This is a genomic window from uncultured Nisaea sp. (assembly GCF_963974195.1).
Taxonomy (GTDB): domain Bacteria; phylum Pseudomonadota; class Alphaproteobacteria; order Thalassobaculales; family Thalassobaculaceae; genus Nisaea.
The window spans coordinates 1-11,141 of the sequence record NZ_CAXBDC010000125.1 but is presented as its reverse complement, the minus strand read 5'-3'; the positions used below and the strand labels follow the sequence as shown (position 1 = coordinate 11,141).

10 protein-coding genes are annotated in these 11,141 nt (G+C 63.2%); 7 read left to right on the top strand and 3 right to left on the bottom strand.

The window, feature by feature from the left end; translation table 11 throughout:
- The 3 genes from AAC126_RS19675 to AAC126_RS19665 form a co-directional block, all read left to right on the top strand.
- Nucleotides 1-180 (top strand): chorismate synthase (locus AAC126_RS19675; protein WP_339856624.1); only part of this gene is annotated, 180 nt, incomplete at its 5' end.
- A 119-nt stretch (nucleotides 181-299) separates the two neighbouring features.
- A complete protein-coding gene (sppA, locus tag AAC126_RS19670; protein ID WP_339856622.1) occupies nucleotides 300-2,066 on the top strand; it encodes a signal peptide peptidase SppA in 1,767 nt (588 codons plus the stop codon).
- 10 nt (nucleotides 2,067-2,076) lie between these two features.
- A complete protein-coding gene (locus AAC126_RS19665; RefSeq protein WP_339856620.1) occupies nucleotides 2,077-2,562 on the top strand; it encodes a hypothetical protein in 486 nt (161 codons plus the stop codon).
- Nucleotides 2,563-2,584: 22 nt separating this feature from the next.
- Here AAC126_RS19665 and AAC126_RS19660 read toward each other — a convergent pair whose 3' ends face one another.
- Complete coding sequence (locus AAC126_RS19660) at nucleotides 2,585-4,210, bottom strand: acyl-CoA synthetase (RefSeq protein ID WP_339856618.1); 1,626 nt, start codon at nucleotides 4,208-4,210, stop codon at nucleotides 2,585-2,587.
- A gap of 157 nt (nucleotides 4,211-4,367) precedes the next feature.
- Between AAC126_RS19660 and AAC126_RS19655 the strand changes: the two genes are divergently transcribed.
- The 4 genes from AAC126_RS19655 to AAC126_RS19640 all read left to right on the top strand — a co-directional run bounded on the left by AAC126_RS19655 (nucleotide 4,368) and on the right by AAC126_RS19640 (nucleotide 9,854).
- Complete coding sequence (locus tag AAC126_RS19655; protein ID WP_339856616.1) at nucleotides 4,368-5,165, top strand: phytanoyl-CoA dioxygenase family protein; 798 nt, start codon at nucleotides 4,368-4,370, stop codon at nucleotides 5,163-5,165.
- A 24-nt stretch (nucleotides 5,166-5,189) separates the two neighbouring features.
- The gene (locus AAC126_RS19650) at nucleotides 5,190-5,480 is read left to right on the top strand and encodes a cupin domain-containing protein (protein ID WP_339856614.1); all 291 of its coding nucleotides are present in this window, start codon (nucleotides 5,190-5,192) and stop codon (nucleotides 5,478-5,480) included.
- An 18-nt stretch (nucleotides 5,481-5,498) separates the two neighbouring features.
- A complete protein-coding gene (locus AAC126_RS19645; RefSeq protein ID WP_339856612.1) occupies nucleotides 5,499-6,662 on the top strand; it encodes an amidohydrolase in 1,164 nt (387 codons plus the stop codon).
- A gap of 576 nt (nucleotides 6,663-7,238) precedes the next feature.
- Complete coding sequence (locus AAC126_RS19640; RefSeq protein WP_339856609.1) at nucleotides 7,239-9,854, top strand: SBBP repeat-containing protein; 2,616 nt, start codon at nucleotides 7,239-7,241, stop codon at nucleotides 9,852-9,854.
- Here the strand turns inward: AAC126_RS19640 and AAC126_RS19635 are convergent.
- Entirely contained in the window at nucleotides 9,851-10,621 is a 771-nt protein-coding gene (locus AAC126_RS19635) for an isocitrate lyase/phosphoenolpyruvate mutase family protein (RefSeq protein ID WP_339856607.1), read from the bottom strand. The two genes, AAC126_RS19640 and AAC126_RS19635, sit on opposite strands and share 4 nt — an antisense overlap.
- Nucleotides 10,575-11,141: methylated-DNA--[protein]-cysteine S-methyltransferase (locus tag AAC126_RS19630; protein WP_339856604.1), on the bottom strand; the 567-nt coding region annotated here is incomplete at its 5' end. The genes AAC126_RS19630 and AAC126_RS19635, both read right to left, overlap by 47 nt.

The window sequence follows — 11,141 nt, the reverse complement described above, 5'->3', positions numbered from 1 at the left end:
ACCAGCTCCATCCTGACCCCGCGCCAGTCCGTCGACAAGGACGGCAACGAGGTCGATGTCGTGACCAAGGGCCGGCATGACCCCTGCGTCGGCATCCGCGCGGTGCCGGTCGGCGAGGCCATGATGGCCTGCGTTCTGGCGGATCATCTGATGCGCCATGCCGCGCAATGCGGAAGCTGAGAATCAGCAGTCTTCCCCGCCTTGGTCCCCTGCCTTGGTCCCCCTGCCTTGGTAACGCCATCGTTTTGCTCTAGCAGGGCGCCTATATGTATAGGGGACAATGGAGGGGTGTGGCCGCGATGCTGAAATTTCTGAAAGGGCTCCTGATCACCTTCGGGATCCTGTTCCTGGTTCTGATCGGCGGCTCCGTTTTCGGCCTGCGCTATGTCGCGAAGCAGTGGCAGACCGAGCCCCTGCCCGACCATATGGTGCTCTCCCTCACCCTGAAGCCCGAGCTGCGCGAGACACAAAGCGCATTTCCCTTCGCCGAAGTAATCGGTGGCGGCGCCCCCTCGCTGCTGGAACTGGTCAATACCCTGAAGGCGGCCAGCGAGGACGAGCGTGTCCAGGGCCTGTTCCTTGATCTTTCCGCCGCCCAGGTTCGCCCGGCCGAAGCCCAGGAGCTGCGCGCGGCAATCTCCCGCTTCCGGGCCAGTGGCCGCTTCGTGCAGGCCTATGCGGACAGCCTGGAAGGCAATGGCGGGATCTCCGCCTATCATCTCGCGACCGGTGCGGAATCCATTGCCCTGCAGCCTTCGGGCCTGCTCGATATCCGTGGCATCAGCCTCACGGCGCCGTTCTTCGGCGAAGCTCTGGAAAAGCTTGGCATCGAAGCCGACTTCCGCACCCGCCATGAATACAAGGGCGCCACCGCGTCCATGACCAGCGCGGCGTTCCCGCCGCCGATCCGTCAGAACTACCGGCGCCTTGTCGATTCCCTCTATGCCGGGATTGCCGCCGATATCGCCACCGCACGGCGGCTTTCTCCGTCTTCGGTCAACGGCCTCATCGATACCGCGCCGCTGACCGCCGGCGAGGCGAAGAGCAACGGGCTGATCGACCAGATGCTTTATCGTGACGAGGCAATCGACGCGGCCAGGGCACGGGCCGACGGCGCCATGCTGGTCCCGCTGGCCCGGTACCGGAACGATGCGGATTTCGGATTCGACGGGGAAGATCCGGCGCGGATCGCGGTGATCGCGGTCGACGGCCCCATCGTGCGCGGCCGCTCGTCGCTGTTCGCGCGTGACCGTGAGGCCGCGGCGCAGACGATCGTCGATGCCGTGAAAGATGCCAGGGAAGACAAGCGGGTCAAGGCGATCATCCTTCGAGTCAGCAGTCCCGGCGGCAGCTACGTGGCGTCGGACACCATTCTGCACGCCCTGTCGGCGGCCCGGGCCGGCGGCCTGCCCGTGATCGTTTCCATGAGCGACATGGCTGCATCGGGCGGATATTTCGTCGCGCTTGCCGCCGATCATGTCGTCGCCCACCCGAATACCATCACCGGCTCCATCGGTGTCGTCAGCGGCAAGCTGAACCTGGCCGGGCTTCTTGCCGAGTATGGCATCCGGACAGACAGCGTAAGCGCCGGCCGCAATGCCGACATGTTCAGCATGACGAAGCCTTTCAGCGCCGCCGAAAGCGCCCGGCTCGACGCGGTGCTAGACACGATCTACGAGGATTTCACGACCAAGGTCGCCGCCGCCCGCCGGCTTGGTCCGGCGGAGATCGACGCCGCCGCACGCGGACGGGTGTGGAGCGGCCTGGACGCAAAGCGCATTGGTCTTGTCGATGTGCTTGGCGGCTATGCGGAAGCTGAAGGGCTTGCCCGGGATGCGGCCGGGATTGCCCCGGAAAGCCGTACCGCGATGGTCGCCTACCCGGAAGCGCGTCAGGATCTGGATGCCTTCATGACCGCACTTGAAGAAGGCGAAATCGGCGAATCCGTGAGCCGTCTAGACGCGCTGTTAACTTTTATTCGGTATAGTGGGATTATTGAATCCGTCCTGAACAACACCGGGGGCGGCCGTATCGCTGCATCGGCCCCTCCCCTGACTGTCCGCTGAGGAGAATCCGATGCCGAGACGCCTGCCGCCACTTGCCGCTCTGGCCCTGATACTCGCCCTGGGTCACGGCTCCCACGCGCTTGCCGCCAGCGACGGCGACAAGGCCAACGCAAAGGTCGAGGCAGAGCGTCAGCAGCAGGACAAGGCCCAGCGCAAGAAGGACAAGGAATTCAACCGCGACATCTCCTACCGGCACGCAATCGGCCCGGACGTGCTGCCGCTTGGCCCGTTCACCATTTCGCTCTACATCGACGGACGCCTGACGGAGCATCGCCTGAGAGTCGCCCTGCAGGCGATCGACACGGCCAAGAAAACCGAGCTCGAAGCCTCAAAGACGCAACTTTACGGGATCGTCTACCCGCTCTGCCTGAAGCTGTTCGAGAAGGGCCGGCCAACCTCGTCCGACGTTCTCGCCTTCAAGGCGCAGGTGCAGAAGAACGTATCGACCCGGTTCAAGGACAGCGTCAAAGGCGTGTTTATCGAGTCGCTGCTCTAGGCTCCATAATCCCGCGAATGGATCAGAGCGCCTTCGCCTGATCCCGCAGCACGAATTTCTGGATCTTGCCGGTAGAGGTCTTCGGCAATTCGCCGAACACCACCGTTTTCGGCGCCTTGTAATGCGCCATGTTCTCCCGGCAGAAAGCAATCAGCTCGGCCTCTGTCGCCTTGGCGCCCTTCTTCAGGGTGACGAAGGCACAGGGCGTCTCGCCCCATTTCTCGTCCGGCCGCGCCACCACGGCGGCATCAAGCACCGCCGGATGACCGTACAGCACGCCTTCCACCTCGATTGTCGAAATGTTCTCCCCGCCGGAGATGATGATATCTTTCGAGCGGTCCTTCAGCTCGACATAGCCATCCTCGTGCCAGACCCCGAGATCGCCGGTATGGAACCAGCCGCCCCTGAAGGCCTCGTCGGTCGCCGCCGGGTTCTTCAGATAGCCTTTCATGACGATATTGCCGCGCATGAAGACCTCGCCCATGGTCGCTCCGTCCCGGGGCACCGGCTCCAGCGTTTCCGCCGCGGCCACCATCAGCCCTTCCTGCACCGGATAGCGCACGCCCTGCCGTGACTTCAGTCGGGCCTGTTCCTCCATCGGCAACCCGTTCCATTCCTCATGCCATTCGCAGACCACCGACGGGCCATAGACTTCTGTCAGGCCATAGACATGGGTGATCTGGATACCCTTTGCCTCCATGCCCTCGATCACGGAGGCGGGCGGGGCGGAGGCGGCGGTCATCATCTGCACCTGATGATCCCACTCCCGGCTCTCCTCCTCCGGCGCGTTCAGCAGCATCGACATGATGATCGGCGCGCCGCAGAGGTGGGTCACGCCGTGGTCGGCGATGGCATCGTTGATGTCCCTGGCAGCGGTCCGGCGCAGACAGACATGGGTGCCGCCCAGCATGGTGATCGTCCAGGGGAAGCACCAGCCGTTGCAATGGAACATCGGCAGGGTCCAGAGATAGATCGGATGATGCGCCATGCCCCAGACCAGCGCGTTGCCCAGCGCGTTCAGATAGGCCCCGCGATGGTGATAAACCACGCCCTTCGGATTGCCCGTCGTGCCGGAGGTGTAGTTCAGCGCGATGGCGTCCCATTCGTCACCCGGCGGCACGGCGGCGAAATCCGGATCGCCCGTCGCCAGAAACGCTTCATATTCCATCTCGCCAAGACGCTCGCCGGAGCTTGCCGCCGGATCCTCGACATCGATGACGAGAATGTCCCGCGTCACGTCTTTCAGCGCCTCCCGGATCACCGGTGCGAACTCGGTATCGGTCAGCAGCACGCTGGCTTCGCCATGCTCGAGGATGAAAGCGATGGTCGGTGCGTCGAGCCGGACATTCATGGCGTTCAGCACGCCACCGGTCATCGGCACGGCAAGGCTGGCTTCGAAGGCGGCGGTGATATTCGGCGCCATCACGGCGACCGTGCTGCCCTTGCCAACCCCGCGCCGCGTCAATGCGGAGGCCAGACGGTGGCAGCGCTCCCGTGTCTCGGCCCAGGTAAAGCGACGGTCACCGTCGATCACGGAAGTCCGGGTCGGGAAGACAGCGGCGGTTCTGGCCAGGAACGAAATCGGTGTCATCGGCACATAGTTCGCCGCGTTCCGGTCCAGATTTTCCTCGAACGGATTCCCGCTCATGCCCCTGTTCCTCCTGAATTTTGACCGGTCCGGCCCTTTGACTTTGCCGAAGGCTAACCCTGCGGAGACCCGGCTGCAATGCACTCCGCATATTAGGTCATTGCCGAGCCGGTGGCGGCAGGGTTAGCCTTCGGGTCCTGCCTTCCGGAGCGACCCCATGCTGCATCCACTTCTCACCCAGGGCCTGGTTGACGCCTATTGGCGCGACGGCGCGGTCCTGATCAAGGGCCTGTTCAAAGACCATGTCGACCAGATCGCCGCCGGTATCGAGCGTAATCTGGCCGAGCCGGGCAGCTTTGCCGGAGATAATCTGAAACCCGGAGAGGGCGGTCGCTTCTTCGAGGATTACTGCAACTGGGAGCGTATCCCCGAATTCGCCGACGTGATCAGGAATTCCCCCGCCGCCGAAGTGGCCGCAGGCCTGATGAACTCGAAGCGCACGCAGATGTTCCACGAGCATGTGCTGGTGAAGGAGCCGGGCACCTCCAAGCCGACGCCCTGGCATCAGGACAGCCCGTATTATTTCGTCGATGGCATGCAGAATGTCAGCTTCTGGGCGCCGGTCGATCCGGTGACGGAGGCCTCGCTGCGCTGTGTCGCCGGATCGCACCGCTGGGAGAAGGAAGTGCTGCCGACGCGCTGGCTCTCCGACACCAATTTCTATCCCGGCGATGACGATTACATGCCGATCCCGGACCCCGACGCCGAAGGCATGCCGATCCTCGAATGGCCGCTGGAGCCGGGCGACGCCGTCGCCTTCCATTTCCGCAATCTGCATGGCGCGCGCGGCAACGAGACCGGCAACCGGCGGCGGGCTTTCTCGCTTCGCCTTGTCGGGGACGATGCCCGCTATGTGGAGCGCCCCGGTCCAACCTCCCCGCCCTATCCCGGCCATGACATGAAGCCGGGGCAAGTGCTTCGGGAAGACTGGTTCCCCTTTCTCTATTCCGCCTGATTCTGTTCCAACCGGAGATATCCGATGACCGAGGCCCGCCCTCAAGCCGTACCGACCATCCTGCTCGACGACGATGTCGTCCGCATCACCCGCTGGGATTTCGCCCCCGGCGCCGAGACCGGCCAGCATGTCCACGGCATGGGCTATGTTGTCGTGCCGATGACCAACTGCCAGTTCCTGCTGGAAGAGCCCACCGGCCCGCGCCGGGTCGACATGGCCGCCGGTGCCGCCTACCGGCGCGATGCCGGGGTCGAGCATAATGTGGTCAATGGCGGCGATGCGCCGATGGCCTTCATCGAGATCGAATACAAGTAAGCGGACAGACCGGGTACCATGCGCAATTTCGACCATTTCCTGACGCCGGAAGAAGAAGAAACCCTCGTCGCCTTCCGGCACGACCTGCATCGCCACCCGGAGCTTTCCGGCGAGGAGGAATGGACCGCCCGGCAGGTCGCCGCGTTCGTCGGCGCGCGTTCGCCGGACAAGGTGCTGACAGGTCTCGGCGGGCACGGGGTCGCGGCGGTCTATGAAGGCGCGGCGCCGGGGCCGACATTGCTTGTCCGCTCCGAGCTTGATGCCCTGCCGATCAAGGAGCTGTCCGGCCTCGATTACAGCTCGGAAATCGAGGGCAAGGCGCATCTCTGCGGCCATGACGGGCACACGACCACGCTGGCCGCGCTGGCCTACGGGCTGGAACGGGAACGGCCGGCGAAGGGCCGTGTGGTGCTGATGTTCCAGCCAGCGGAAGAAACCGGCGCAGGATCGGCGGCGGTGATCGCCGATCCGCGCTATGACGAGATCCGGCCGGACATGTCGATCTCCCTGCACAACATGCCAGGCATTCCTATCGGCCATGCAACGCTGGCACCGGGTATCGTCACCTGCGCCTCACGCGGCATGGAAGTCCGGCTGACCGGCAAGACCGCCCACGCCTCCCAGCCGGAAACCGGCACCTCGCCACTGGCTGCGCTCGCCACCCTGATGCCGGATCTGACGGCGCTTGGCGGCGGCGACATCAAGGGCGCGCACTTCTCCATGGTGACCGTCACCCATGTCTCCATGGGCGAGCCCGCCTATGGCGTCGCCCCCGGTGCGGCCCGGCTGATGGCCACGCTCCGCACCAAGTCGGACGGGGAAATGGCAGCCCTGGTGGCCGAGGCGGAAGCACTGGTCGCCAAGGCCGCCGCAGCAGCCGGGCTCGGCTTTGAGATTTCCTATGACGACGTGTTCGACCACACGGAAAACCATCCCGAAGCCGTGCATCTTCTCGAAGAAGCACTGGACGCGCGCGGCGTCACCCATGATCCGGGCGACCTGCCGTTCCGGGGCTCGGAGGATTTCGGCCGCTTCGGGCAGGGCTCAAAGGGCGCGATGTTCTTCCTCGGCGCCGGTGAGAACCGCCCACATGTCCACAATCCGGATTACGTCTTCCCGGACGAGCTGATCTCCATAGGCTCGGGCGTCTTCATGCGGGCAATCCGGAACTATCTGGGCTGAGGCAGCACGGGATAAGGCCGTTTCCCCTGCGGGAAGCGGCCCTCGGCCATGCATTCTCCCCAGTAATCAGACCATAAAATCAGCCCGCCGCCTTATACAAAAATTCCCGGCACAATAAAAACTCCAAAGCTATAAATTCTTTCTAAGAAAAACACCCTTATCCAAAAATTAAATCGCACAATATATTTATTTCACAAAAAACTTACGCCACCCGGAAAACCCGTTTTTATTTTCTTAACTATTTCCGTTTATTCATTGACTTCACACAAATAAACCGGGAAAACCCTCATCCTGGATATGCGTAAATTACGTGGAATTTAAACATGAATTCTCTGCTTCCGCCTCGCGGAAGGATCACGTTCACCAATCGAGATATTGCGCATTCCAACATCCCGGCTGATCCCGCTTACCGCGAAATTCACTTCCGCCCGCGTTTCGGCACGGTCGCTCTCCGCCAGAGATCGCTCGTCCATTGAAATTGCGCCCTCGGTATATCCGCTGACACGCCTTGCGCGTGGCTGGTCAGGCCTTTCCGCGTTTCGACGCCAATTTTCCAAAAAAATGTGAGTTTCTGTGATGCAGTTTGTCAGTGGAATGGGCGGAACCAGTTCCGATATCCCTACATCGGGTCAGGTCGACAGCAGTGGCAACAGCTATGTCGCGGGACTTTTTCAGGGAACGGCGGACTTTGATCCGGGTGCAGGCACCACCAACCTGACCAGCGCAGGCGCAAACGACATCTTCATCGCCAAATATGACAGCAGCGGTGCGTTGGTCTGGGCGAAAGGCGTCGGCGGAACAAGTAATGATTCAAACGTCGCGCTGCAGATCGACAGCAGCGGCAACAGCTATGTCACGGGGTCTTTCAGGGATACGGCGGATTTCGATCCGGACGCCGGCACCGCGAACCTGACCAGCGCCGGCTCTTATGACAGCTTCATTGCCAAATATGACAGCAGCGGCGCGCTGGTCTGGGCGAAAGGCGTCGGCGGAACAGGCACCGATATCGGCAATGCCATCCAGGTCGACAGCAGCGGCAACAGCTATGTCACCGGGTACTTCTCTGGAACGGCGGATTTCGATCCAGGGGCCGGCACCACGAACCTGACGAGTGCCGGCGGTAACGACACCTTCATTGCCAAGTACGACAGCAGCGGCGCGCTGGTCTGGGCGAAAGGCATCGGCGGAACCAGCTCCGATATCGCTGCATCGATGCAGATCGACAGCGGTGGCAACAGTTATCTCATTGGAACGTTCCAGGGGACGGCGGATTTCGATCCGGGTGCCGGCACCACGAACCTGACGAGTGCCGGCGGTAACGACGTCTTCATCGCCAAATACGACAGCACCGGCGCGATGGTCTGGGCGAAAAATGTCGGCGGGACCAGCTCCGATACCGGCTCTTCGATCGCGGTCGACAGCAACGGCAACAGCTATGTCGCGGGAACTTTCGAAGGGACGGCGGATTTCGATCCGGGTGCCGGCACCACGAACCTGACCAGCGCAGGCGATACAGATCTCTTCATCGCCAAATACGACAGCACCGGCGCGCTGGTCTGGGCGAAAAATGCCGGCGGAACAGATACCGATCAAGCCGCTTCAGTCACGGTCGACAGCAGTGGCAACAGCTATGTCACGGGGATTTTCACCGGAACGGCGGATTTCGATCCGGGTGCCGGCACCACGAACCTGACCAGCGCCGGTGAAACCGACGCCTACATTGCCAAATACGATAGCAGCGGCGCGCTGGTCTGGGCAAAAAATGTCGGCGGAACAGGTTTCGATCGAGCCGCCTCCATCACGATCGACAGCAGCGGTAACAGCCATGTCACGGGGAATTTCACCGGAACTGCGGATTTCGATCCGGGTGCCGGCACCAAAAACCTGACCAGCGCAGGTGATAACGATATCTACCTCCTCAAGCTCGACAGCTCCGGCAATTTTGTAACGGTCGCATCGGGGAGTGGCAGCACTGGTTCAAGCGGCGGGTCGTCCTCGGGCAGCAGCCTGACGGTGACGGGGCAGACGACGGACGATCTGTCCGGCACGGCGACCGGCCGGACGCTGGTGAACAATACCGGCAGCTCTGCCACGGGCACGCTGGTGCAGAATACCGGCAGCGGCAACACAGTCACGGCAACCCTCCCGGCAGGCGTCTCCCTGACCAATTCCGGCACCGCCACTGCCGAGGCTTCCTCAACAGCCGGAACGACCCTCACCAACCAGATCCAGGCCGCCGAGCCCGCAGTCGGTGCCCAGAGCTTCCTCGACGGGCATGGCCAGGCCTTCCTCGCCAGGTCCACAGGCATATCCATGGATGTCCGCTCCATCAGCTTCACGGATACCGGGACATCGGCGCAGACGGTCCAGATCACCGGTGCGGCCGGCAGTTCAAGCGGCTCCGAGGCCTTTGTCATCGACACCACCGGCCTGCCTTCGGGATCGACCCTGCAGCTCGACAATATCGAGTTCGCCGCCATCATCGGCAACGCCACCGTGACTGGCGGCGCCGGCCAGAACTATGCCGTCGGCGACGATGCGGTCCAGTTCATCTCCCTCGGCGCCGAGGACGACACCCTGGCCGGCGGCGGCGGCAACGACACCGTCGGCTCCGGCTTCGGCGAGGATATCGTCTATGGCAACCAGGGCGCGGATTCCGTCTTCGGCGGCGGCGGCATGGACACGCTCTATGGCGGACAGGGCGCAGACACGGTTCTGGGCAACAATGACAATGATGTCGTCTACGGCAACAAAGGCAACGATACGCTTTGGGGCGGCGAGAATGACGACATGCTGTTCGGCGGCCAGAACGATGACATCGTCTATGGCAACACCGGTCACGACAGCCTGAACGGTAATCTCGGCAACGATACGCTCTATGGCGGACAGGGCAACGATCTGCTCTCCGGCGACAGCGGAGACGATGTGCTCATGGGCAACATGGGCGACGACACCCTCGCCGGTGGCGAGGGCGTCGATACATTTGTCTTCACGTTCGACGGCGGCAACGACACCGTGGCGGACTTCCAGGCCGGAACCGACCGGCTAATTTTGGATAGCGGCCTCGAAATCAGCTCCGCGACGGAGACGGGCGGCAATACCGCGGTAACCTTCTCCGACGGGGGCAGTGTCACCCTGACCGGTATCTCGAAGATCGAGCTCTCCGCCGCCACTGGGTGGGAGCTGGGTTAGCTGTCCCGGTAAATTCCAGCCGCCTGCTCTGTCACCCAGACCATCATGTCGCGCCACGGGCCCGGCCCGTAGCTGATCCGTGCCACACCGAGTTCCGCAAGTTCCTGCGGCGCCGGCACGTCCGGCATAATCAGGATGTTGAGCGGCAGGGAGATTTCCTCGGCCGCGCGCCGGATCAGTTCCGGGGTCTTCAGGCCCGGCATGAAAATGCCGCTGGCCCCCGCCTCGGCATAGGCCTTGGCCCGGGCGAGTGCCTCGTCGATCAGGCGCGGGTGATTGGCTGTCTCCCGGTCTTTCAGGAAGATGTCCGTGCGGGCATTGATGAAGAAGGGCAGGCCCGCTTCCTCGGCGGCGGCTCGCGCGGCGCTGATCCGCTCCGCCTGTTTCGCCACCGGATACAGCCCCTCTCCGCCGACCTTCTGATCCTCGAAATTCACCCCGACAGCACCGGCCGCGATCATCCGCGCGATGTTCCTGCCCACACCGCTCGGGCCCGCCGCATAGGCGCCCTCGAAATCGACGCTGAGCGGCAGATCGCTGGTGGCCGTGATCCGCTTCACGATCATCTCCAGCATGTCGAGCGGCAGCGCCTCGCCGTCGCCATAGCCCTGCGCGCCCGCGACCGACCAGCTTCCCGTCGCCAGCGCCTTCGCCCCGGCATCGGCCACCGCCCTGGCGCTGCCCGCATCCCAGATATTGAAAAGAACGACAGGATCGCCCTTACGATGCAGATCCGCGAATGCCTGCGCCTTGTCCGCCTGCGACATGTGTTTGTCCTCCCTCTTGCCTTGCATAGGCCTGTTCAAGCTCGATCAGTTTCTGTTTGCGCCAGATCCCGCCGCCATACCCGGTGAGCGAGCCGTCGGCCCCGATCACCCGGTGGCAGGGAATGGCGATGGCAATCTGGTTGGCGCCGTTGGCACGGGCAACAGCCCGGGTCGCGGACGGGCGGCCGATGGCTTTTGCCAGATCGCTGTAGCTCCGTGTCGCGCCCGCCGGAATGCGCCGCAGCTCCAGCCAGACTTCGCGCGTGAAGGGGCTGCCGTGATAGGTCATCGGCGTGTCGAACCGGGCGCCTTCGCCCGCGAAATAGGATTTCAGCTCGGCCTCGATCTGTTCCGTCGGGGCAAGCCGCCCGATACCGATGCCGCCGCGCGTCGCATCCCGCAGCTTTTTCAGCTCGCCCGGCAAGGCCTTGCGGTCGACGAATTCCAGCAGATGCAGGCTGGACCGGTCGCTGACCGCGACCAGCGCGCCGATCGGGCTGTCGATCCAGTCCGCCTTCAG

Bases quoted from the DNA above. Each gene is read 5' to 3' on its own strand.
- AAC126_RS19635 (WP_339856607.1), bottom strand. From the start codon at position 10,621: ATGTCGCAGGCGGACAAGGCGCAGGCATTCGCGGATCTGCATCGTAAG.
- AAC126_RS19665 (WP_339856620.1), top strand. From the start codon at position 2,077: ATGCCGAGACGCCTGCCGCCACTTGCCGCTCTGGCCCTGATACTCGCC.
- AAC126_RS19640 (WP_339856609.1), top strand. From the start codon at position 7,239: ATGCAGTTTGTCAGTGGAATGGGCGGAACCAGTTCCGATATCCCTACA.
- AAC126_RS19655 (WP_339856616.1), top strand. From the start codon at position 4,368: ATGCTGCATCCACTTCTCACCCAGGGCCTGGTTGACGCCTATTGGCGC.
- AAC126_RS19660 (WP_339856618.1), bottom strand. From the start codon at position 4,210: ATGAGCGGGAATCCGTTCGAGGAAAATCTGGACCGGAACGCGGCGAAC.
- AAC126_RS19650 (WP_339856614.1), top strand. From the start codon at position 5,190: ATGACCGAGGCCCGCCCTCAAGCCGTACCGACCATCCTGCTCGACGAC.
- sppA (WP_339856622.1), top strand. From the start codon at position 300: ATGCTGAAATTTCTGAAAGGGCTCCTGATCACCTTCGGGATCCTGTTC.
- AAC126_RS19645 (WP_339856612.1), top strand. From the start codon at position 5,499: ATGCGCAATTTCGACCATTTCCTGACGCCGGAAGAAGAAGAAACCCTC.